Annotated in this window: 18 protein-coding genes and 2 pseudogenes; 14 read left to right on the plus strand and 6 right to left on the minus strand. The window is 70.6% G+C overall.

The window, feature by feature from the left end; genetic code table 11:
* Positions 1–124: 124 nt before the first annotated feature.
* Entirely contained in the window at positions 125–1,246 is a 1,122-nt protein-coding gene (locus AB0N17_RS01195) for a hypothetical protein (protein ID WP_366008951.1), read from the minus strand.
* 164 nt (positions 1,247–1,410) lie between these two features.
* Between AB0N17_RS01195 and uvrA the strand changes: the two are divergent.
* Positions 1,411–3,877, plus strand: a pseudogene (gene uvrA / locus AB0N17_RS01200) (excinuclease ABC subunit UvrA).
* A gap of 183 nt (positions 3,878–4,060) precedes the next feature.
* Entirely contained in the window at positions 4,061–4,723 is a 663-nt protein-coding gene (locus AB0N17_RS01205; RefSeq protein WP_366008952.1) for an SDR family oxidoreductase, read from the plus strand.
* Positions 4,724–5,031: 308 nt separating this feature from the next.
* Here the strand turns inward: AB0N17_RS01205 and AB0N17_RS01210 are convergent, their stop codons facing one another.
* Positions 5,032–5,196, minus strand: a complete 165-nt coding sequence (locus AB0N17_RS01210; RefSeq protein WP_366008954.1) for a hypothetical protein — start codon at positions 5,194–5,196, stop codon at positions 5,032–5,034.
* A 402-nt stretch (positions 5,197–5,598) separates the two neighbouring features.
* Between AB0N17_RS01210 and AB0N17_RS01215 the strand changes: the two genes are divergently transcribed.
* The 3 genes and pseudogenes from AB0N17_RS01215 (at position 5,599) to AB0N17_RS01225 (ending at position 8,654) form a co-directional block, all read left to right on the plus strand.
* On the plus strand, positions 5,599–7,347 hold the full coding sequence (locus tag AB0N17_RS01215) for a helix-turn-helix domain-containing protein (protein WP_366008955.1): 1,749 nt from the start codon (positions 5,599–5,601) through the stop codon (positions 7,345–7,347).
* 577 nt (positions 7,348–7,924) lie between these two features.
* Positions 7,925–8,305, plus strand: a pseudogene (locus AB0N17_RS01220) (cytochrome ubiquinol oxidase subunit I); the annotation flags it as partial.
* Positions 8,306–8,354: 49 nt separating this feature from the next.
* A complete protein-coding gene (locus AB0N17_RS01225; protein ID WP_366008956.1) occupies positions 8,355–8,654 on the plus strand; it encodes a cytochrome d ubiquinol oxidase subunit II in 300 nt (99 codons plus the stop codon).
* Positions 8,655–8,721: 67 nt separating this feature from the next.
* Here the strand turns inward: AB0N17_RS01225 and AB0N17_RS01230 are convergent, their stop codons facing one another.
* The gene (locus tag AB0N17_RS01230; RefSeq protein WP_366008957.1) at positions 8,722–10,146 is read right to left on the minus strand and encodes an NAD-dependent succinate-semialdehyde dehydrogenase; all 1,425 of its coding nucleotides are present in this window, start codon (positions 10,144–10,146) and stop codon (positions 8,722–8,724) included.
* Positions 10,147–10,343: 197 nt separating this feature from the next.
* Here AB0N17_RS01230 and AB0N17_RS01235 point away from each other — a divergent pair, with 197 nt between their 5' ends.
* On the plus strand, positions 10,344–10,724 hold the full coding sequence (locus tag AB0N17_RS01235; protein ID WP_366008958.1) for a DUF2267 domain-containing protein: 381 nt from the start codon (positions 10,344–10,346) through the stop codon (positions 10,722–10,724).
* Positions 10,725–10,799: 75 nt separating this feature from the next.
* On the opposite strand, the gene AB0N17_RS01240 is transcribed toward AB0N17_RS01235, so the two are convergent.
* Positions 10,800–11,690 carry a LysR family transcriptional regulator gene (locus tag AB0N17_RS01240; RefSeq protein ID WP_366008959.1) on the minus strand — a complete coding sequence of 297 codons (891 nt, stop codon included), beginning with the start codon at positions 11,688–11,690 and terminating at the stop codon, positions 10,800–10,802.
* A gap of 260 nt (positions 11,691–11,950) precedes the next feature.
* Between AB0N17_RS01240 and AB0N17_RS01245 the strand changes: the two genes are divergently transcribed.
* The 3 genes from AB0N17_RS01245 to AB0N17_RS01255 all read left to right on the plus strand — a co-directional run bounded on the left by AB0N17_RS01245 (position 11,951) and on the right by AB0N17_RS01255 (position 14,716).
* Positions 11,951–13,144: an MFS transporter gene (locus tag AB0N17_RS01245; RefSeq protein WP_366008960.1), complete on the plus strand. Its 1,194-nt coding sequence runs from the start codon at positions 11,951–11,953 to the stop codon at positions 13,142–13,144.
* A 101-nt stretch (positions 13,145–13,245) separates the two neighbouring features.
* Complete coding sequence (locus AB0N17_RS01250; protein ID WP_366008961.1) at positions 13,246–14,091, plus strand: aldo/keto reductase; 846 nt, start codon at positions 13,246–13,248, stop codon at positions 14,089–14,091.
* Positions 14,092–14,104: 13 nt separating this feature from the next.
* Positions 14,105–14,716, plus strand: a complete 612-nt coding sequence (locus tag AB0N17_RS01255) for an NAD(P)H-dependent oxidoreductase (protein WP_366008962.1) — start codon at positions 14,105–14,107, stop codon at positions 14,714–14,716.
* A gap of 41 nt (positions 14,717–14,757) precedes the next feature.
* Here AB0N17_RS01255 and AB0N17_RS01260 read toward each other — a convergent pair whose 3' ends face one another.
* Positions 14,758–15,813, minus strand: a complete 1,056-nt coding sequence (locus tag AB0N17_RS01260; protein WP_366008963.1) for an LLM class oxidoreductase — start codon at positions 15,811–15,813, stop codon at positions 14,758–14,760.
* Between the two features lie 164 nt (positions 15,814–15,977).
* Positions 15,978–16,355 (minus strand): DUF2267 domain-containing protein, encoded by a 378-nt coding sequence (locus tag AB0N17_RS01265; RefSeq protein WP_366008964.1) that lies wholly within the window; start codon positions 16,353–16,355, stop codon positions 15,978–15,980.
* A 550-nt stretch (positions 16,356–16,905) separates the two neighbouring features.
* Between AB0N17_RS01265 and AB0N17_RS01270 the strand changes: the two genes are divergently transcribed.
* The 5 genes from AB0N17_RS01270 (at position 16,906) to AB0N17_RS01290 (ending at position 21,491) form a co-directional block, all read left to right on the plus strand.
* Entirely contained in the window at positions 16,906–17,355 is a 450-nt protein-coding gene (locus AB0N17_RS01270; protein WP_366008965.1) for a DUF1931 family protein, read from the plus strand.
* Between the two features lie 51 nt (positions 17,356–17,406).
* Positions 17,407–17,973, plus strand: coding sequence for a type 1 glutamine amidotransferase domain-containing protein (locus AB0N17_RS01275; protein WP_366008966.1), 567 nt, complete (start codon positions 17,407–17,409; stop codon positions 17,971–17,973).
* A 409-nt stretch (positions 17,974–18,382) separates the two neighbouring features.
* Positions 18,383–18,910: a general stress protein gene (locus AB0N17_RS01280; protein WP_366008967.1), complete on the plus strand. Its 528-nt coding sequence runs from the start codon at positions 18,383–18,385 to the stop codon at positions 18,908–18,910.
* Between the two features lie 81 nt (positions 18,911–18,991).
* The gene (dnaK, locus tag AB0N17_RS01285; protein ID WP_366008968.1) at positions 18,992–20,896 is read left to right on the plus strand and encodes a molecular chaperone DnaK; all 1,905 of its coding nucleotides are present in this window, start codon (positions 18,992–18,994) and stop codon (positions 20,894–20,896) included.
* A gap of 10 nt (positions 20,897–20,906) precedes the next feature.
* Positions 20,907–21,491 (plus strand): nucleotide exchange factor GrpE, encoded by a 585-nt coding sequence (locus AB0N17_RS01290; RefSeq protein ID WP_366008969.1) that lies wholly within the window; start codon positions 20,907–20,909, stop codon positions 21,489–21,491.
* Positions 21,492–21,493: the final 2 nt, after the last annotated feature.

The raw sequence follows: 21,493 nt of genomic DNA on the forward strand, positions 1-21,493 counted from the left end.
CGGCGGCGCGCAGTGCGGGTCCCCGTCGGCCCCCGAGGCGAAACACCACGCACCGACCGGTCAGCGGAATCTCCGGAGCCGGACGACCACCAACCGACGGCACATCTGCGACTGCGGTCACCCGCTAGTCACCGCGGTCGTCCTGCAGCATGCTGCGACGCTCCTGTTCACGCTTGGAGTAGGCGGCTGCCCGGATCGCCTCGTCGCTCTCCAGGCCCGATCCCAGCGCGCCGCCCACCGTGGCGACGGAAGCGACGAACCAGGACAGCGTCCAGTACTCCGTGGCGTGCAGCGGGGTTCGTGTCGTGGAAGCGAACAGCCGGTCGTTGAGGATGAACAGCGCCCACACCAGGTTGATGACCACCAAACCCGCGTAGCAGACGATCACCCCGATACCCACGGTCACGACCGTCGAGGTGTTGTAGAGAGCCGCCCTCTTCCTCGCCTCCGGTGAAACCTCATCCGTTCGATGCCACAGGTTGGCGTCCACGATCAGCCAGCCGATCATGAGCGCGACAGACCCGACCGTGGCGATCACCAGGCGTGGCGTGCTCAGGGACGTGGCCAGGTTCCAGATGGTGGAGTTCACGGTGGCGACCGCTCCCGTGGCGAGTGCGGCCGCCAGGGCTTTCGACAAGCCCGGCACCAAACGCCACGGCCGGTTGGCGCGGACCATACCGAGGAGCACCCTCAGGTAACCGCGCGGCCCACTGACGACGTACCGCAGATCGGCGATCTCCTCCTCGCCGACCTGGCCCGGACGGATGGGCGCGAGACGACCGATGAAGGGCCCCCGCAGCGGCTGACTTCCCAAAGGCCCCTCAGGCCCAGTGGTCTTCGGGCCCGCCAGGCTGAGCACGGCTTCTTCCACGGCCTGCCGGGCCCTGGTCTGCAGCCGGAAGCCCCCCAGCGTGGGAAGAGACAGCAGCGCCAAGCCGTGTTCGTGACTCAGATCCACCACGAGCTTGCGCCCGTGTGAGTGCAGCGGAAGGTCGGTGAGGGCCACGACGATGTCCCAGTTCTCCTCACGTCCGCGGTCCATGATCCGGCGCGTCAACGTGGACAGGTCCTCGGTCCCCGCGGTGAAGGGCTCACTGACCACCTCGACGTCGAACCGTCGTCCCTGGCCTGACCTGTCGGCGAGCCGATCAGGAAGCATCTGGGCCATGCGCTGCGCGATCTCCGTGGGCGCGTCCGGATCCGCCAGAAGAGCCACGACCGTAACGTCCTCGGACGACACCCGCATGACTCCTCTCGTCGGCTACCCCGCGACCGCGAGTGCCCACAGGATGCCCCCGAGGTAACGCCGACGCCGCGTGACACGCTGGCCCCTGCCGGCAGGTGCAGGCGGCGGGGCCCGGTGACGGCGCCTGTCGCGCGGTTCGCGGCGCGATCAGGTAATCAGGAACGGTGGACAAGGACGCGACCGATCCCTTCGTACATGTCCGGGGCGCCGGTGAGAACAACCTGCGGAACGTCGATGTCGACGTTCCGCGGGACGCGATGGTCGCCTTCACCGGCGTCTCCGGTTCGGGCAAGTCCTCGCTCGCGTTCGGCACGCTCTACGCGGAGGCCCAGCGGCGCTACTTCGAGTCCGTGGCACCGTACGCCCGAAGGCTGTTGCAACAGGTCGGCGCACCGCACGTGCAGGAAATCACCGGGCTGCCACCGGCCGTGGCCCTGCAGCAGCGACGCGGGTCGCCCAGCTCGCGCTCGACGGTCGGCACCCTCACCACGCTGTCCAACCTGCTGCGCATGCTGTACTCCCGCGCCGGCACCTATCCGCCCCGGGCCGCACGGCTGGAAGCCGAGTCGTTCTCACCCAACACCGCGGCCGGCGCCTGCCCGGAGTGCCACGGACTGGGCGTCGTGCACGACGTCGCCGAGGACCTGCTCGTCCCGGACCCCTCGCTGAGCATCCGCGAGGGGGCGATCGCCGCCTGGCCGGGCGCCTGGCAGGGCGCCAACCTGCGCAGTGTCGTCAGCGGCCTGGGGATCGACATCGACCGGCCGTGGCGCAGGCTCAGGAAGAAGGACCGGGACTGGCTGCTGTACACGGACGAGCAGCCCTTGGTGTACATCGAGCCGGAGGAGGACCGCGTCGACTGGGGCTACCAGGGCAAGTTCTGGAGCGCCCGCAAGCACGTCATGCACGTCCTCGCCGACTCCAAGAGCGAGAAGATGCGAGAACGGGCGCTCCGCTTCGTCAGGAGTGTGCCCTGCCCCGCCTGTCACGGCAGCGGACTGCGGCCCGAGGCGCTCGCGGTGACCTTCGCCGGACGTTCCATCGCCGAGATCAACGCGATGCCTCTCACCGAGGTCGTGGCGCTGCTGCGGCCCGTCGCGGGGCTCTCCGAGGCCGACGCCACCACGTCGACCGCCCGATCCGGGGAGACGACCGAGGTCGCGGTCCGGATCTGCGGCGATCTGGTCGCGCGGATCGACGTACTGCTCGACCTGGGCCTGGGATATCTCAGCCTCGGGCGCCGCTCGACGACCCTGTCACCCGGCGAGGCGCAGCGCCTGCGGATCGCCACCCAGCTGCGCTCGGGGCTGTTCGGCGTCGTCTACGTCCTCGACGAACCCTCCGCGGGCCTGCACCCGGCTGACGCGGAACCACTGCTGGAGGTGCTGGACCGCCTCAAGGCGGCGGGCAACTCGCTGTTCGTCGTGGAGCACGACATGGACGTCGTACGGCGGGCGGACTGGGTGGTCGACATCGGCCCCGGCGCGGGCGAGGGCGGCGGACGCGTGCTGTACAGCGGCCCGGTCGCCGGTCTTGAGCGGGTCGGGGAGTCGGCCACGAGCCAGTACCTGTTCGGGCGCGCAGCCGCTCGCTCACCGCCCGCGCACACCGCACGGCTGGCTGCACCTGCGCGGCGTCTCCCGCCACAATCTGCACGACGTGTCCGTCGACGTACCGCTCTGCGTACTGACGGCGGTGACGGGCGTGTCCGGTTCCGGAAAGTCGACGCTGGTGACGCAGGTGCTCGCCGAGGTCGTCCGCGGCCACCTCGGTCTCGTACCCGAGGAGCCCGACGAGGCGCAGCTGGAGGTCGACGTCCAGGACGCGTCGGGGGTCGAGTCGTTCGACCGGCTGGTCCTGGTCGACCAACGGCCCATCGGCCGGACTCCCCGGTCCAACCTGGCCACGTACACCGGGATGTTCGACGCGGTGCGCAAGCTGTACGCGGCGACGGACGAAGCCAGGCAGCGCGGCTACTCGGCCGGGCGGTTCTCCTTCAACGTGCCCGAAGGGCGGTGCGAGACCTGCCAGGGCGAGGGATTCGTCGCGGTGGAACTGCTGTTCCTGCCCGGCACCTACGCGCCGTGCCCGACCTGCGAAGGCGCCCGGTACAACGCCGAAACGCTGGAAGTCACCTACCGCGGCAAGAACATCGCGGACGTACTGGGGCTGTCCGTCGACGCCGCCGCGAAGTTCCTGTCCGCCGTCCCGGCGGCCTCCCGCAGTCTGGAGACGTTGCGCGAGGTGGGGCTGGGGTACCTGCGGCTGGGCCAGCCCGCGACGGAACTCAGCGGCGGCGAGGCACAGCGCATCAAACTGGCCACCGAACTGCAGCGAGCCCGCCGCGGGCACGCGCTCTACCTGCTCGACGAGCCGACGGCGGGGCTGCACCCCTCGGACATCGCGCTGCTGCTGCGACAGCTGCACCGGCTCGTCGACGCCGGCAACACGGTCGTCCTCGTCGAGCACGACCTGGACACGATCGCCACCGCCGACTGGGTCATCGACCTCGGTCCGGGCGGCGGCGACGCGGGCGGGCGGGTGGTCGCGGCGGGCCCGCCGGCCAAGGTGGCGAGAGCCCGCCGCAGCGCCACCGCGCCCTATCTCGCGGCCCGGCTGGCGCGCTCGTGACGACAGAATCGCGATCGCGAATCCCCAGACCCTGCGGCGCGACCCGGGGGCCGGTGGTGGCCGATGGTCTCGCGCACCAGCGCGGTGCGCGAGTGCGCCGACTTTGCGGCATCCGCGGGACCCGACCTGCCGCGGCAGTCCCGCAGCCCGGCCTGAGCGGTCGCGTGTGGAAAGAATGACCCCATGCACATGGTGATCGCGGGTGGACACGGAAAGATCGCGCGCCGGCTGACCCGGCTGCTCTCGGCGCGCGGCGACAACGTCACAGGGCTGATCCGCAACCCGGACCACGCCGACGACCTGCGCGCGGACGGTGCGGAACCGGTGGTGTGCGATCTGGAGCACGCCTCGGTGGACGAGGTGGCCGGCCACCTCGGCGGCGCCGACGCGGCACTGTTCGCCGCGGGCGCCGGACCGGGCAGCGGCGCGGCCCGCAAGCAGACGGTGGACCGGAACGCGGCCATCCTCCTCGCCGACGCGGCCGAGCGCGCCGGGATGCGCCGCTTCCTGGTGATCTCCGCGATGGGCGTGGACAGCCCGCCGCCGCCCGGCACCGACCCGGTGTTCGCCGCCTACCTGAAGGCCAAGGGCGAGGCGGACGCCGACATCGCCTCCCGTCCGGGACTGGACTGGACGATTCTGCGCCCGGGGATGCTGACCGACGACCCCGGTAGCGGCCGCGTCACGCTCGCCGAGCACACCGGCCGCGGCGAAGTGCCGCGCGATGACGTGGCTGCGGTGCTCGCCGCCCTGCTCCACGAGCCCAGGACCGCCGGGCGCATCCTCGAGCTGATCAGCGGGTCCACCCCGGTCGAGGAGGCGGTGCGCGCCGTGGCCGGCGGCTGACGCCGCACTCCGCCCTCGCCCGGGTGCGGTAATGACTCACACCCGGGCGCTTTCAAAGGCGCTGCAGCGAGACCGACACGGTGTTCCGCAGGCTGAGGGACATCGCCGCGCGGGGGGATGTCCCTGGCGTGACCTCCAGGAACGCGCCCCCCTTGTGAGCGAAGGTGCCGGGGCCGTCGTAGTCGTGTTGCGCGGCTCTCCGGCAGTCACGGCGGTCAGCCCCCACCATCGGCCGTCGCCAGGTCGTCGGCGCCGAGGCTGTCCGGCGCTGGTCCCTCGCACAGGGAAAGCGGGAACGCATCAACACCCTAGAATTCGTCGCCCCGCTCGCCCTCCGCCTGGGATGGCTCGCTCCGGGGGACGTCCGGGTGCTGTTCCGTTGCGGTTCGCTCGCCACTCTCGTCCCGCTCGCCCTCGGCCTGCGAGGGTGTGCGCGAGTACCAGGCGTCGTAGTCAGGGGCTCCGGATTTCATGACGGGCCTCCTTCGTGGCTCACGTCCATCCTCCCCTCTCAGGCCGTGGTGGTCACCTGCGGCTTCACCGTGCGAACGGTTCTCGCCGGGGGTGGCCGGAACGACAGTGTTCTGCGCTTCCATCGCTTGCTCGACCCACGAACGCAGGCCTTGCCGGCGAGCGTCTCGCCCTGGTCCACACGACGAGGAGGGTCGGCACCGCCTGCAACTCGAAGCCGCCGACCGACCAAGGGTGACGAACCGGGTGGCTGCACGCCTGCGTCTGGCGAGTCAGGAATGCACAGGTCCGGTCGCCCCACAAGCAGGGGAGAAAGGATCCACACACCTTGGGTGAGCCGCCCCCGAGCGGGTACGCGACATGCCGCTCGGTTCTCTAAAGGCTTCGAGGGACGGAGCGATGCCATGGTCGGTAGCCGGGTGCACAGCCTGCACCACCGCCACTCCCTCCGAAAGGGCAGCCTCGCGCGCGGCGGGCCCCGCCGGCCCGCTCGCGTTCCGGCCGACCATGCCCTCCACGAACTGGTCGCGCTCTGCCGCGCCCTGTTCGGCACCGTGAACGAAGTCGAGATCCTGCGCCTGGCCATGGACCACATAGCCGCCGCGGGGCCCTACAGCGCCGAGGCCGGATACCTTACGGTGGGCGGCGACCTGGTCCCCAGTCCGCGGGGCGGGCAGATGCCTGCCTTGGCCGTGAGCCGGAGGGTGCGGGAGCTGGCCGGGCAGGACGGCAACGTGACCGTACCCGGGAGGCCCTGGGGCCGGGCCCTGGGGCTGCGCGGACTTGACGGACTCCACGGCTACCTCGTGGTGACGTCCCGCTCCCGGCCCACCGAGGCCGAGCGATCTCTGCTCGCCGCGCTCGTCCGGCACACCGCTGCTGCGTTGTCAGTCGCGTTCACATATCGTCGCCGACGCGAGGACGCGCTGGAGCTGCACCGACTGAGGGGAGAACGCACAGTCCTCCAGCGGCAGCTGATCTCAGTGGTGGCTGAGCTGAGCTACGAGCGAGCCGTTGACGCGTTCATGGCCGGCGTCGCTGCCTCGGGTGGCGGCGAGGAAGCTGTCACCCGCGCACTGCACGGGCTCACCGGACTTCCCGCGCTGGTCGAGGACCGCTTCGGTCGGCTGCGGTCCTGGACCGGCCCCTGCCGCCCCGTCCCCTATCCCGAACCGGACCCGGTGCGCCAGGACGAAATGCTGTACGCCGTCGCTCGTCAGGCCGGGCCGGTGCGGATAAGGGACCGGCTGATCACCCTGATCCGCCCGCACGGCGAGATCCTGGGCGTGCTGGCCCTGGTCGATGCCCGGGACAAGGCCGACGAGCACACCGTGCTCGCGCTGGAACGCGCTGCCGCGTCACTCGCCCCGGAGCTGACGCACCTGCGCAATCTGGCGGAAGTGGAGCTGAGGCTGCACCGCGAGCTGGTGGACGACCTCCTGGCAGGGACCGACGAGGGGAGCGCCTACGCCCGGTCCGAGGCAGTCGGATACGACCTGCACCGCAGCCACTACGTCGTCGTGGTGCAGTGGTCGGACCGGACCACCGACGATTCCTTCGCACGGACCGTGGGGCGGGCGGCCTCCGCCGTGGGCATGCGCTCGCTACTGAGCCTACGCTCCGAGCACGTCGTCCTGGTCGTCGACGACAGGCCGCACGCCCACGCGCTGTACGAGGCGCTCGCCCGGGAGACCGGAACACGGTCCGGGACGATCGGGGTGAGCGCCCCTTCCGACTCCCTGAACGACATCCCCCACCACTACGAGGAGGCACAGCGCGCCCTGGACGTGCGCCGCCACTCCCGCGACCGCTACGGCACGACGTTCTTCGACGAGCTCGGCCTCTACCGCATTCTGGGACCCGGCAACGATTACCGGGAACTGGAGACGTTCGTACAGGAGTGGCTCGGGCAGCTCATCGACTACGACTCCCGGCACCACGCGACCTTGGTGGAGACGCTGTCCCGGTACTTCGACTGCGGCGGCAACTACGACGAGACGGCAGAATCCCTCGCCATCCACCGCAGCACGCTGCGCTATCGGCTTCAGCGCATCCGCGACATCAGCGGCAACGACCTCGCGAACGTCGAGGACCGGCTGAACCTCCAGGTGGCGACCCGAGTGTGGAAGATCGTGCTGGGCGGACCCGGCTGACACCTCGCTGGAACTCCTGTGGGAGTTCGGCGGAAGTGCTCGCCCTGTCCGCTGACCGACGCCGACTGGATGGCCCTGGAGAAGGAACCGGCGAAACCGCAGCCCGCTGGGGCGGGCGTGCCGCGGAACGGCCGTTTACCATCGAGCGCGAAAGGCAAGGCATCCTCGGAATTCCCCCGTCATCATCCCCCCGTCGTCGATCGACCTGGCCGCTCAGGGGGACCTTTCTTCAGGCCCGTCCGCAGTGCCGAAAGGTAAAGGCCGTGAACTATTCGAATGACACGGACGGGATCCTTGGAAAGGTGGCGGAGAACGCGGGGAAACGCGGCCCGCAGCCGACTCGAAGCGCCTCGCGGCATGCCGCGGCCGGATGGGAGGCCGCCCGCGGCAACCTCTTCCCCGCCCCCGGCACCGTGTGCACCTTCCAGGCGCACCGCGACAACCACGATCCGGCGGAGCCGCGTCCCGCCGGGCTTCCGCGACCCGGGGCCCGACCGCGCGCTCGCCTGCGCAGTCCCGCCTGTCGCGCCGGGTCCACCTCCGTGCTTCGCACCCGTCGGAGCCAGACAGAGAATTCATGGTGCTGTCTGCCCTGCTAACAGCCGCCGAGCCGCCACAACTCCTTCCCGCGCGTGAGCAGATGGCGTTCACACTGGGCTTCCACATCATCCTGGTGCCCTTCGGCCTCGCATTCACCTTCATGATGTTGGTCTGTCACTATCGGGCGCTGCGCCGCGGCGATCAGCAGGCGCTGGTCCTGGCGCAGCGATGGTCCAAGGTGGCCGCCGTGCTGTTCGCGGTGGGGGCCGTGTCCGGCACCGTGCTGACGTTCGAGCTGGGGCTGCTCTGGCCCGGGCTCATGGGCAGGTACGGGCCGGCCTTCGGGCTTCCGTTCGCCGTCGAGGGTCTCTTCTTCTTCCTCGAAGCGATCTTCGTGGCCATCTACATCTACGGCTGGAACAGTACTGCGTGCGGACTCCCCGCGCCTGTTCCACCGGCTGAGCGCGGTGGGTGCACCGCTCCTGGTCGTCTCGGGCCTGTGCGGCCTGGCAGCGCTGCTCCTGCTGCGCAAGGGCAGCCCCCCTGTCGTGCGCACCCTGGCGGCCGTCGCGATCACCACCGTCGTCGGGGGATGGGGAGTGGCTCAGTACCCGTACCTCCTGGGCACCCACCTCACGATCCAGCAGGCGGCGGCTCCGGCGGCCACCTTGTGGGTGCTGACCGCGGTGGCCTTCGTCGCGGTCGTCCTGATCGCACCCTCGCTCCTTCTGCTCTACAGCCTCCAACTGCGACGTAAGCTCGGCTGACCGGGAACTCCCGCCACCGCAACGCCGCGCGCGGCCGCGCGGCGTCATCGGCCGACCGGCTCGCAGGTCAGCCCAGCACTTCTGCGATCGGGGCGTCGGCGTCCACGTAGCGCACGAGCTTGCGGTTCGCGAATTCGACGATGCCCACGTCGCCGAGTTCGCGCCCGTAGCCGGAGCGCTTGATGCCGCCGAAGGGCAGCTCCGGTCGGGACGCGGTGGGGTGGTTGATCCATACCATGCCCGCCTCCAGCCGGTCCGCGACTGCGCGAGCACGTTCCGGCTCGGCTGCGAAGACCGCGCCTCCCAGGCCGTAGGGCGAGGTGTTGGCCAGTGCGACGGCCTCGTCCTCGTCGGCGGCCCGGTAGACCGTGGCGACGGGGCCGAACAGCTCTTCCCGGTAAGCCCGCATGTCCGGTGTGACGTCGGTGAGAAGGGTCGGCTCGACGAAGGCGCCCGGCAGGTCGGGCCGCCCGCCGCCCAGCACCACCGTGGCTCCCTTGTCCACCGCGTCACGAACCTGTTCCACCAGGAGTTCGGCCGCGGACTCGGAGGACAGCGGGCCGAGCGTGGTGGCGGGGTCGGCCGGATCTCCCGGTTGCACCTCGCTCATCCGGTCACGCAGCCCGCTCACGAAGGCGTCGTAGACGTCGGCAAGGGCGATGAAGCGCTTGGCCGCCACGCAGCACTGCCCGGTGTTGCCCATCCGGCCGAGGAACGCGGCGTACACGGTGCGTTCGAGGTTGTGACCGTCCAGCACGACGAAGGGATCACTGCCCCCCAGCTCGAGGACGGACTTCTTGACATTGCGGCCGGCGATCTCGCCCAGGCTCACGCCCGCCCGCTCGCTTCCGGTCAGTGACGCCCCCTGCACTCGGAAGTCCTCGATGATCTTCCCGACGTCTTTGCCCCGCACGAAGAGATTGGTGTACACCCCGGTCGGCGCACCCGCGTCCGTGAACAGCTGCTCCAGTGCCAAAGCGGACTGAGGGCAGTTACTCGCGTGCTTGAGCAGGATCGTGTTGCCGAGCACGAGGTTCGGACCCGCGAACCGGACGACCTGATACAGCGGGAAGTTCCACGGCATCACACCGAGAAGGACGCCGAGCGGCTCGTTCACCAGCACGGCCGTGCCCTCGGGCACCGGCAGGGGTCGTTCTTCCAGCAGCTCGGGGCCGTGCTCGCCGTAGTAGGTGAGGATGTCGGACGCGAGGTCGACCTCCGCACGACTCGAGTTGATCAGCTTGCCGACCTCGAGGGTCAGGAGGTGCGCCAGTTCCTCCTTGCGCTCCCTCATGAGCCGGCCGGCGCGTTGCACGAGAGCCCCCCGGTCGGCGGCCGACCGGGCACGCCAGTCCGGAAAGCCGGAGTGCGCCGCGTCGATCGCGCGCCCCACGTCCTCCTCGCTGAACGCCGGGAACTCACGAACTCTTTCACCGGTGTACGGGTTGACCGTGGCGATGGGGCTTCCCTGGGCAGTGACCTGGGCGTCCATGACGCCTCCCTGGGTCGGGGTCCCTCGGGTTTCCACGCCCGGACGCGCTCACACATGCTGATCCGGTCCCATGTCACCGCAGGCTGTGGTCAGTCGTGGTCATCGCCGTCCGTGGGCGGGCGCGGGCCGGGCCGGCGTGGCAGGCTTGCAGGGGTCCGCGCCGTTCGTCGCAACACAGCAGCGAAGGAGGACGACCCATGGATGAGCAGGAGTTCGTCCGTACCGTCGCCGAACGCACCGGACTGGGCCGGGAGGAGGCGGGGGACCTGACCTGGGCCACACTCGAGACGCTCGCTCACAGGCTGAGCCCGGGGGAGGCCAGGGACCTGGTCACCGAGCTTCCCGAGGGCCTCGCGGAGGCGGTACGCCGGGGAAGCACGGATCGCATCGAGCGCTTCGGCCACAAAGACAGCGTGCGGCGCGTGGCCGAACGCACCATGCTCAAGGAGGAGGAAGCCGACCGGGGTGTGCGAACCGTACTGGCCGTGCTCCGCGAGGCGATCAGCGAGAAGGAGTTCAACGACCTGATGTCGCAGCTCGGAACGGACTTCTCCCAGGCCATGAAATCCGCCGGGTGACACCTGCGGATCGCCGGTCCCTCGCGGCCGTCATGGCGCGAGGCGCACCCGAAGGCCCGGGCCGCGGCCCGGACGTCACAGGGCGATGACATGAAGGTCCACCAGATCGAGCAGCGCCTTCAGGGCAGAGGTGGGCCGCCGGGTCGACGACGTGCCGAGATGCATGCTCCAGCGGAGCAAGGTGTCGTGGACGTCCAGGACGTGCAGGCCGGGGGTGCGGGCAACGGCGAACTCGGGCAGGAAGGCGATGCCCAGACCGTGCCGGACCAGTGCCGCCCCCATGTCGATGTCGGGCACTTCCAGTGCCACCCGGCGTACGACGCCCGCCGTCGCGAACGCCCGGTCGACCACCTCTCGGTTGCCGTAGCCCGGCGGGAAGTCCACGAAGGGCTCCCCGGCGAGGTCCGCGAGTGCCACCTTCTCCCGCTGCGCGAGCGGATGGCCGGCGCTGACCACAAGGACGAGCGGCACAGTGGTCAGCTCCCGTGCGTCGATCCCGGCGAGCTTGCGTTCGGGCAGCGACAGGAAGGCCACGTCCAGGTCCCCGCTGAGCAGCGCATGCGCCAGTCCCGCCGAGCCGGTCGTCGCCAGCCGCAGCCGGACGTCGATCGCCGGATGCCGTGCGTGCAGCTGCCCCAGGAGCGCAGGCAGGTCCACCACCTCGACCGAGGCCATGGCGCCCACGTTCACCGTCCCGTGCAGCGTGTCCTGTGCGGCGCGCACGGCGTCCTGGGCCCCCTGGGCGGCGTGCAGGGTGGCCCGGGCCTCCGGCAGCAGCGCCGCGCCGGCCCCGGTGAGCCGGACCTGCTGCGACGTGCGCTCGAACAGCGCGCAGCCGAGCTCCCGCTCCAGTGAGCGGATCGCGGCGGACACCCCTGACTGCACCACGTGCAGCCGGCGGGCAGCACGCGTGAAACTCAGCTCCTCGGCGACCGCGATGAAGTGCTCCAGCTGACGCAGTTCCACACGAGAAGTATCACTCACATTGCTGGAACCCAGCAAAAACATTCGTTGGCACTGATTCTGGCTGATGAGGAGGATGGAAAGCGCCATCCACTTCCGCCCGAGGAGGGGTACCCCTGCCTGCCGTACCGACGCCGCTGAGCCATCCCGCAGCCGACGCCCCCGACGACCCGGCCCACCGGATCCCAGCACCCGCTCCCGCCGACCTGCCGCCCCGCGCCCCCGCCCGGCGCCGTGCCACGCACACGACCGGCTTCTGGTTCGTGGCGGTGGCCTTCACCGTGCTGATGGCCTTCGGCACCGCGCCGACCCCGCTGTGGCCGCTGTACGAGGCCCGGGACCACTTCGGCGCGACCACGGTCACGGTGGCGTACGCCTCGATGGTCGTGGGCGCAGCGGCCGCCTTCCTCGGGCTGGGACACCTGTCGGACCGGCTCGGCCGGCGGCGCATCATCGTCCCGGCGCTGCTGGTCGGCATCGTTGCGTCGGTCGTACTGATCGTGTGGCGGGACCTGCCGGGGCTGATCGCGGGCAGGATCCTGAACGGTGTCGGACTGGGGCTGATGGCCTCGACCGCGACGACCTACCTGCACGACCTCCACCACGAGGTCCGTCCGGAACGGACGGGTTCCGCGCTGCCCGGCATCGTGGCCACCGCTGCCAACCTCGGCGGCCTGGCCTCAGGGCCCCTGATCGCCGGAGCCGCCGCCGAGTGGCTTCCCACGCCCCTGATCACCGCCCAGGCGATCTTCACGCTCGCCATGGCAGTGTGCCTGGCGCTGGTGCTGTGCACCCCGGAGACCGTGGACCTGGAGTTGCCCGCGGCCCAACCGCCCAGCAGGTTCGTCCTGCGCCCCGGCGGCGGGCGGGCGTTCGGCGCGGCCGGCGCGCTGGGCGCCTTCGCCTTCGCGATCCTCGGCCTGATCTCCTCCCTCGGCGCGAGCGTGCTCCACGGCACCCTGCACACCGACTCGCACCTCGTGGTCGGCCTGGCGGCCTTCCTCATGTTCGGTTCCGCGGCGGCCGCCCAGCTGGTGCTGGGACGCCTCCCGATGCCCCGGGTCCTGACGGTGGGGGCAGTGGTCTTCCCGGTCGGCCTGGTCCTGTGCGCCGTCGCCCTCTACCATCCGGCGCTCTGGCTCTACCTGGTCGCCGTGTCCCTCTCGGGAGCCGGCTCCGGGCTGCTGTTCAAGGGAGGCGTCGAACGTGCCGGTTCAGTGGCTGAGCCCGCCTCACGCGCGGGGGTCCTCGCCGTGTTCTTCGTCGTCGCGTACCTCGGAATGGGCCTGCCCTCCGTCCTGTTCAGCATCGCCCTGCGGCACTTCGCCGTGCAGACCGCGATGATCGGCTTCGCGACGGTCCTCTCCTGCGGCGCCGTTGTGTCGGTGGCCGTCGCGTTGCGGGATCGCGCACCCGGTCCCGGCGAGCTCTCGGCGCAGTCCGCTCGCCCCTCCTGACCTCACTGCGGCGCATGCGACACGGCTGTCTGGGAGACGCGGACCTGGGCACCCGGTGCGGGTGCGCGTGACAAGGATCCGCGGCGGACGGGAGGCCCGAGATGTCTGCGCAATCGGCCGGAACGGTCGCGCTCCCCTCCGGTGAGGAGATCGCGGCGCTCGGGCAGGGCACCTGGTACCTGGGCGAGGATCCGGCCCGGCGTGAACAGGAGATCGCCGCGCTGCGGCTGGGCGTGGACCTGGGCATGACCGTCGTCGACACGGCGGAGATGTACGGCGACGGCGCAGCCGAGGAACTCGTCGGGGAGGCCCTCCGGGGACGCCGGGAAGAGGTCTTCCTCGTCAGCAAGGTGCTGCCCGGACACGCCGACCGGAAAGGCACCGTCGCCGCCTGCGAGGGCAGCCTGCGGCGGCTCCGTGCGGAACGGCTGGACCTCTACCTGCTGCACTGGCGGGGACGGTGGCCACTCGAGGAGACCCTTGCGGGATTCACCGACCTGATGGAGGCGGAGAAGATCCGTTACTGGGGCGTGAGCAATCTGGACGTCGCCGACATGGTCGAGCTGAGCGCCCTCCCCGGTGGCGACGCCGCGGCCGTCGACCAGGTGCTGTACAACCTCTCCCGGCGCGGCGTCGAGTGGGATCTTCTCCCGTGGTGCCGCGAGGCCGGGGTGACGGTCATGGCCTACTCCCCGATCGAACAGGGGCGGCTGCTGAAGGCCGAGGCTCTGGGTGCCGTGGCCCGGGCCCTTGGAGCCACGCCGGCCCGGGTGGCACTCGCCTGGGTGCTGGAAAAGGGGGTGGCCGCGATCCCGCGTTCCGGATCACCCGAGCACGTTCGGGAGAACCGTGGCGCGCTGGACCTCCACCTCCCCGCCGAGGCGCTCGACGCCCTCGGCGAGGCGTTCCCGCCGCCCAGCGGGCCCACGCCCCTGGAGATGCTCTGAAGGAGTTGACAGGATGGCGCGCCGCCCGCTCGTCGTCGGAATGGGGGGTTCGCTGCGCAGCCCGTCGACCAGCCTCACCGCACTGTGTGTCGCGGTCGAGGGGGCGGCCGAGGCGGGCGCCGACACAGAGGTGATCGACCTCAAGCAGCTGAGTCTTCCGTTCTACACGTCCGAGCACGGGATCCCTCCGTCCGCCCGCCGGCTCGCGGACACCGTGCAGGCCGCCGACGCCCTGTTGTGGAGCAGCCCGACGTACCACGGGTCGGTCAGCGGCGCGTTCAAGAACGCGGTGGACTGGCTCGCCCTCCTGGCCGACCACGACCCGCCCTACCTCAGCAACAAACCCGTGGGGATGCTGACGACCGCCGGGGGAGTGCAGGGCCTGCAGGCGATCAACGCGATGGAGTTCATCGTGCGGTCGCTGCGCGGCTGGGCCGTGCCGCTGGTGTTCGCGGTCCCGCGGTCCTCCCGGGTCTTCGACCGCGACGGACGCCTCACCGACCAGGCGGTCGCGGACCAATTGCGCGGCCTCGGCGCGGAGGTGACCAGGGCGGCCCTGCAGTTCCGGGCGGAGGGCACGTGCGACTACGCACAGGAGCGGTCGTCCGGGGCCGTCCGGGACTGAGCCCGGCCCTGCCACGCAGGGGGCGCCGGGGTCGTGTTTCCTCAGGGCCCGGTCCGCTCCACGGGCCGCCGGTGCTCGCCGCGCGTCCTGGAGCGCCCGGGTGGGAAGTGCGGCAGCACGTGCTCGGCCAGTTCGTCGATCACTTCGGCGACCGGACGGCGGCTGTGCTTGAAGTTGATCATCAGCTGATCGATGCCGATGTCCTGCCAGGCCCGCATCATCGCCAGGAACGACACCCGGCCCACCGAGAAGCCCTGGTGGATGCGCCGGGGCAGGGCCAGCGGGTCCTCGGTCAGATCCAGATAGGTGGCCTGCGCGTACGGCTTGAACCCACCGCCATCGCCCCGGGTCAGCTCCCGCCACCGCTCGATGTTCTCGGCCTGCTGCTGGAGCGGCGGGGTGTAGTACAGCCAGCCGTCCGTGTTGTCGGCGATCCACCGGATGTCCTGCCTGCCGCGTCCCGTCATCAGTACGGGGATCCGCCGGTACACCGGCTTGGGCAGCAGATCGGTGCCGCGCATCCGGCCGAGCGGCGACTCCACGTGCGGGAAACGGTGCTCGAGGACGACACGGAAGTACTCCAGCGACTGCCGGAACCTCTCGGCCCGGCCGTCCAGGTCCTGACCGAAGGCCGGGAACTCCACGGGCCGGTCGCCGGTGGCCACCCCGAGCAGGAGCCGTCCGCCTGACAACTGGTCCACCGAGGCGGCCGCCTTGGCGGTGTGCAGTGGATGCCGCAGCGGCATGACGATGCTGGCGGTCCCCAGTGTGATCGAGGTGGTGCGGGCACTGAGCTGCCCCAGGTACACCCACGGGTCGAAGACCTGCCCGGCGTCCCCGAAGCTCGGGTCCAGCAGCGGCACGTCACGGACCCACACCGAGGCGAAGCCGGCCCGCTCGGCCTGCTGGATCCGTTCGATGTGCCCGGCCAGGGACGGCACGGGCCCCTCGAAGCCCTCCAGGGGCGTGATGGCGCCAACGGTCATCCTGCCGCCGGGATACGCCCTGGCCATGGCCGCGTGCTCGGAGAACGGCCGATGCGCCCCGCCTTCGACGTCCACGGGGCCGCCGGCTGAAGGAACTGTCGATTGTGTCATGCGATCCTCCGGCGATTTATGCCGAGTCCGGGCGCGTCCGACGCGTGCTGACGTTGCGCAACCGGAGGTCCTCGCGCATCCCCTCGCCGAAGGTGGTGCGCCGGTGGCCGTCCACCAGTACGGCCGGTTCCGTCTCCTCGATGATGGCGCCGACTCCGCTCCTTTCAGCCCGGGGCGCCGACGAGGGCCTCGAAGTCCCGGGGCAGCTGGGATATCACGTGGCGGAACTCGCCATCACTGACCGCGTCCCTCAGGGTGGTCAGCTCCGCCCGTACACCCTCGCGGGCCTCGTCCGGGCTCACCCCTGCTCGCCTGCTCACCCGATCGATGAACTCGTCGAGTCCGAAGGGCTCGGCCTCCGGAGTGGGAGAGACCAGCGGTTCCTTCAGCGGCTTGGGCAGTTCGGACGCGAGGTCCTCCGCCTCACCCCTGGTGAGCCGCTCGGCCAGGGTTTCCAGGGTGGCACGGGTGAGGGGCTCCGCCTTCTCCGGGGGGACAGGGGCGCGCCGGGTGATGGTGTCGAGGAAGGTGTTGTAGTCCATGAGCCGTCCTGTTCTGAAGCTCTGCAACTGCCTGGCTTGGGACCTGAGACAGCCACCGAAGGGTGTGTGTGGGGGTGGCGGGCTGATGCGCGTCATGGTGCATGCGCCTCAGCAGAGGCCATATCCATGCTCCGGATGTGGGCCACACCCTGCCTGCTCCCGGCGGGCGGAAAAGCGGCGGGCTCCCTAGACCTCCGAGCACAGGTGCAGGCGGCCACGGCAGAGGGGACAACGGCGCCGGTCTGCCGGATGTGCGTCAGGGCCGTGCCTGTGGCGCGCGGTCGGCTTTCCCGCCGTCGCGCTTCCGTCCGGCCCGTCCGGCCCGTCCGGCCCGTTCGGCCCGGCGAGCTGTCGGGCCATCAGCCACACGGCCAGGGCGGTTCAGAGGCTCTCATATTGCTCTGCCAGGGTAGGAGCGGGTGTTCTTTTTCGGCCTGGGGTGCGGAGGCGCCCAGCAGGCGGGCTCTGCGAATCTCGACCGGTAACAGCCGATGGCGGCGCCGGCTGGAGCGAACGACGCCGTCCGGTTCCCGGTAAGGAGGCGAGAGGCATGACCGTGATGGCTGTGTCGAAGTTCGAGAGGTTCTTCCGCGCCGCCGCAGGCCTCGACGTGGACAAGAACGACCTCAAGCGGTACGGCGACTTCGTCGACGCCAAGCTCTACGACCTCCTGGTCGTCGGCCAGGCTTCGGCCAAGGCCAATGGCCGGGACACCGTCGAACCGTGGGACCTACCGATCACCAGGGGCCTCCAGGAAAGCATCCACCGGTTCCGGCGGCTCGACGAGGAGGTCGATCTGAAGCCGAACCTGGAACAGCTCGCCGCGCACCCTCCGCTTGACAGGACACCCACCCCGGAGACCGAAGAGCGCTACCCCGAGATCATCGGCGGTCTCAGCGTCGCCCTCGCCGAGACGTTCAAAATCCTGTACCCGGATGTCAAAAACCCGCAGACCAGCCACTGGGACGGCGTGACCGCGGTGTTCGACCGGCTGCTGTAGCCGTCGCGCCCTGGTGCATGTCACCGATCTGAGCCTGAAGGGAGCCGTACCGTGACACAGGAACTGCAGGGGATGCGGGTGGCGATTCTGGCCACCGACGGCGTCGAGCGCGTGGAACTCGACCAGCCGCGCGGTGCGCTGCAGGGCGCAGGGGCGAAGACCGACATCGTCTCGCTCCATCCCGGCGAGATCCAGGCCCGCCAGTTCGACCTCAACGCGGCAGGAACCTTCCCCGTGGACCGCCTGGTCGCCGACGCCTCGGTCGACGACTACCACGCGCTGCTCCTGCCCGGCGGCACCATGAACCCCGACCAGCTGCGCATGGACCGCGACGCGGTGCAGTTCGTCAGGGACTTCGTGGCCAGCGGGAAACCGGTCGCATCGATCTGCCACGGCCCGTGGACGCTGGCGGAAGCCGACGCCGTGCGCGGCCGCCGCCTGACGTCATGGCCGAGCATCCGCACCGATCTGCGCAACGCCGGCGCGGAGGTCGTCGCCGACCAGGAAGTGGTCGTCGACGGGCAACTGGTCACCAGCCGCGGCCCGTCCGACCTGCCCGCCTTCTGTGCCGCCGTCGTGGAGCAGTGCGCCCAGGCGCACCATCCCATGCCCGGCTGAACCAACGTCCAGGTCGCCGCGGAGAGCGCAGGCCGTGCACGGTGGCCGTGGGCTCGCTCTCCACCCACGGGCCGGTCATCCGTGGCGGTCGCCTCCGTACCGCCTCCGGTCCGTAGCGTCGCGCGGCAGCGTCGAACGCTGGATCTCGCGCTCGTCCGCGCCGTCGAAGGCAACTCGTCCGCAGGCACGGTGTGTCCCGGGTGCCTCGTGCCGGGCCGAACTCTGAGGTACCCGCTGCCCGCCGCGAGCCGCGAGCCGCGAGCCCGAATCGCCGTCCTGCCTCCTGTCCTCGCAGACCGACCGGTGGTGCCAGTTTTCGACCCGCTGGGCGCAGGCGGGGTGACCGGGCGAACAGTCACGCTGGGGGCTGTCGGGACCGCTCGGCGGTCCGCCGGCGGAAGGAGTGGCCATGAGCGCGCAGGCCCGTAGGGCCGTTGCCTCGTACTCGACGTACCAGGAAGCCGAACGTGCCGTCGATCACCTCGCCGACCAGGGCTTTCCCGTCCAGAAGGTGGCGATCATCGGTCGGGACATGCGCCTTGTCGAACAGGTTGTCGGTCGACTGGGGTACGGCGGGGCCGCCCTCCACGGCGCAGCCACCGGAGCGCTGCCCGGCGCACTCGTCGGCTGGATCTTCGGGCTGCTGAACTGGCTGAATCCGGTCGTCTCCGGTCTGCTCCTCGCCCTCTACGGGCTGATCTTCGGAGCGGTCGTCGGTGCGCTGTTCGGCGTGCTGTTGCACGCGGCGCAGGGCGGCCGCCGGAACTTCGCCTCGGTCCGCTCGATGGAGCCCAGCCGGTACGACGTCGTGGTGGACGAGGACGTCGCCGATGAGGCCCTCCGGCTGGTCGCCGGGATGGACAGCGGGGCCGGCGCGAACACGGAGAGCGCCTCCTCCAGGGGCGGCCGCCCGCGCAGCGACCCCGCCCCCAGCTGAACGAGTTTCGAAGCCGGGCGGACAGGGCCCGGAGGATGAGCGGTCGCCGACGGACGTCGACCGCCGCGGAAGGAGTTCCTCATGGCCAAGGCAGTGGGCATCGACCTGGGCACCACCAACTCGGTGATCGCCGTGTGGGAGGGCGGCGAGCCGTCCGTCGTACCCAACAGCGAGGGCAACCGGACGACACCGTCCGTGGTGGCCTTCACCGACACCGGCGAGCGCCTGGTGGGCCAGCTGGCCCGCCGCCAGGCGATCCTCAACCCCAAGGGCACCATCTACTCGGCCAAGCGGTTCATCGGCCGGCACTTCGACGAGATCCCCGACGAGGCCAAGGCCGTCGCCTACGACGTCGTCCCGGGAGAGAACGGCGAGGCCCGCTTCAAGGTGCGTGACAAGCTGTACGCGCCTGAGGAGATCAGCGCCCTGGTGCTGCGCAAACTCGCCGACGACGCCTCCAAGCAGATGGGGGAACGGGTCACGGAGGCGGTCATCACCGTGCCCGCCTACTTCAACGACGCCCAGCGCACCGCGACCCGTGATGCCGGACGGATCGCGGGACTGGAAGTGCTGCGGATCATCAACGAGCCGACGGCGGCCGCCCTCGCGTACGGCATGGACAAGAAGCAGCACGAGACCGTTCTCGTCTTCGACCTGGGCGGCGGCACCTTCGACGTGAGCATCCTCGATGTCGGCGACGGCGTGGTCGAGGTGCGTTCCACGGCGGGTGACAGCCATCTGGGCGGCGACGACTTCGACCGGCGTCTGGTCGACTACCTCGCGGACGACTTCCAGAAGGAGAACGGCATCGACCTGCGCAAGGACTCGCAGGCGCTGCAACGCCTGTTCGAGGCGGCGGAGAAGGCCAAGACCGAACTCAGTTCCGTCACCCAGACGCAGGTCAGCCTGCCGTTCATCACCGCCGACGCCTCCGGGCCCAAGCATCTCACCGACTCGATCATGCGGTCCACGTTCGAGCAGATCACCGGCGACCTGGTGGAGCGCTGCCTCGGTCCGGTGCAGCAGGCCATGGCCGACGCCAAGGTCGGCGAGAGCGACATCGACGAGGTCATCCTCGTCGGCGGTTCCACCCGCATCCCCGCCGTCCAGGCCCTGGTGCGTCGGCTGACCGGCGGCAAGGACCCCAACATGAGCGTGAACCCCGATGAGGTCGTGGCCCTGGGTGCCGCGATCCAGGCCGGGGTGCTCAAGGGCGAGGTCAAGGACGTCCTGCTGCTCGACGTCACCCCCCTCTCGCTGGGCGTGGAGACGCGCGGCGGAGTGATGACGAAGATCATCGAGCGGAACACCACCATCCCGGTGCGCCGCAGCGAGACCTTCTCCACCGCCGAGGACAACCAGCCGGCCGTCGACATCGTCGTCCTCCAGGGCGAGCGCGAGCGGGCCGCCGACAACCGGGTCCTCGGCCGGTTCCAGCTCACCGACATCCGGCCGGCACCGCGGGGCGAACCGCAGATCGAGGTCACCTTCGACATCGACGCCAACGGCATCCTCAACGTCAGCGCGCGCGACAAGGACACCGGCAAGGAACAGGGCATCACCATCAGCGAGAGCTCCAACCTGGACCGGAGCGAGGTCGAACGCATGGTCCAGGAGGCCGAGAGCAACCGGGGTCAGGACCAGGCACTCCGCGAGGCCGTCGACGCCCGCAACGAACTCGACGCGATCGCCTACCAGGTCGAAAAGCGGCTGAACGAACTGGCCGACGCCGCGCCCGCGCACGAAAAGGCGCGAGCCGAGATGCTGGTGGCAGAGGCCCGCGACGCGGTCAAGAACGAGGCCGGAGTGGACAAGGTCAGGCCGCTGACCTCCGAACTCCAGCAGGTCTACGCCGGGCTCGCCGCCCACCAGGCCGAAGCCGCGGCGGCGAGTGGCCCGTCGGACACCACTGGGCCGGACGGCTCCGGGCAGGGCGGTGCCGGCGCCGACGAAGACGTGATCGACGCCGAGTTCGACAAGGGCTGAGGTAGCCGCCATGCCGATCCCTCCCCAGGACCGATCGTCCGACCTACCGCCCGAGGGCGCCGCACAACCGCCGCAGGGCCACCTGCCCGAGCCCGCGCCGTCGACCACGGAGGCGGAACCGGGGCCCGACGCGGCCACCGGTCCGGCCGGGGCCGAGGACGAGTACGCGGCCGCGCTGAAAGAGGTCGAGGACCGCTGGCGGCGTGCTCTCGCCGATCTGGACAACCTGCGCAAGCGACACGCCAGGGAACTGGACCGGGAGCGCGCGGTCGAACGCGCCCGCACGGCCGCGGCCTTCCTTCCCGTCGTCGACAACCTCGAACTGGCCCTGAACCACGCCGGCTCCGACCCCGGGGCGATCGTCGAGGGGGTTCGCGCCGTGCGCGACCAGGCCGTGTCCATCCTTGAACGCCTTGGTTACGAGCGTCACGCCGAGACCGGCGTCCCGTTCGACCCCTCCCGGCACGAGGTCGTCGGCGTGGTCCAGGACCCCGACGCCGAACCGAACACCGTGGCGCAGGTGCTGCGCCCCGGCTACGGCGAGGCCGAGCGGCAGCTGAGGCCGGCCGCCGTGACCGTCGCCAAGCGGGAGTGAGC

Origin of the sequence: Streptomyces sp. NPDC051133 (assembly GCF_040682635.1) — a bacterium.
Taxonomy (GTDB): Bacteria; Actinomycetota; Actinomycetes; order Streptomycetales; family Streptomycetaceae; genus Streptomyces.

What these genes read in the sequence shown, in the direction of transcription:
- AB0N17_RS01255 (WP_366008962.1), top strand. Translation starts at nt 14,105, where the DNA reads ATGGCGCGCCGCCCGCTCGTCGTCGGAATGGGGGGTTCGCTGCGCAGC.
- AB0N17_RS01215 (WP_366008955.1), top strand. Translation starts at nt 5,599, where the DNA reads ATGGTCGGTAGCCGGGTGCACAGCCTGCACCACCGCCACTCCCTCCGA.
- AB0N17_RS01230 (WP_366008957.1), bottom strand. Translation starts at nt 10,146, where the DNA reads ATGGACGCCCAGGTCACTGCCCAGGGAAGCCCCATCGCCACGGTCAAC.
- AB0N17_RS01205 (WP_366008952.1), top strand. Translation starts at nt 4,061, where the DNA reads ATGCACATGGTGATCGCGGGTGGACACGGAAAGATCGCGCGCCGGCTG.
- AB0N17_RS01250 (WP_366008961.1), top strand. Translation starts at nt 13,246, where the DNA reads ATGTCTGCGCAATCGGCCGGAACGGTCGCGCTCCCCTCCGGTGAGGAG.
- AB0N17_RS01235 (WP_366008958.1), top strand. Translation starts at nt 10,344, where the DNA reads ATGGATGAGCAGGAGTTCGTCCGTACCGTCGCCGAACGCACCGGACTG.
- dnaK (WP_366008968.1), top strand. Translation starts at nt 18,992, where the DNA reads ATGGCCAAGGCAGTGGGCATCGACCTGGGCACCACCAACTCGGTGATC.
- AB0N17_RS01280 (WP_366008967.1), top strand. Translation starts at nt 18,383, where the DNA reads ATGAGCGCGCAGGCCCGTAGGGCCGTTGCCTCGTACTCGACGTACCAG.
- AB0N17_RS01195 (WP_366008951.1), bottom strand. Translation starts at nt 1,246, where the DNA reads ATGCGGGTGTCGTCCGAGGACGTTACGGTCGTGGCTCTTCTGGCGGAT.
- AB0N17_RS01290 (WP_366008969.1), top strand. Translation starts at nt 20,907, where the DNA reads ATGCCGATCCCTCCCCAGGACCGATCGTCCGACCTACCGCCCGAGGGC.
- AB0N17_RS01210 (WP_366008954.1), bottom strand. Translation starts at nt 5,196, where the DNA reads ATGAAATCCGGAGCCCCTGACTACGACGCCTGGTACTCGCGCACACCC.
- AB0N17_RS01270 (WP_366008965.1), top strand. Translation starts at nt 16,906, where the DNA reads ATGACCGTGATGGCTGTGTCGAAGTTCGAGAGGTTCTTCCGCGCCGCC.
- AB0N17_RS01265 (WP_366008964.1), bottom strand. Translation starts at nt 16,355, where the DNA reads ATGGACTACAACACCTTCCTCGACACCATCACCCGGCGCGCCCCTGTC.
- AB0N17_RS01260 (WP_366008963.1), bottom strand. Translation starts at nt 15,813, where the DNA reads ATGACACAATCGACAGTTCCTTCAGCCGGCGGCCCCGTGGACGTCGAA.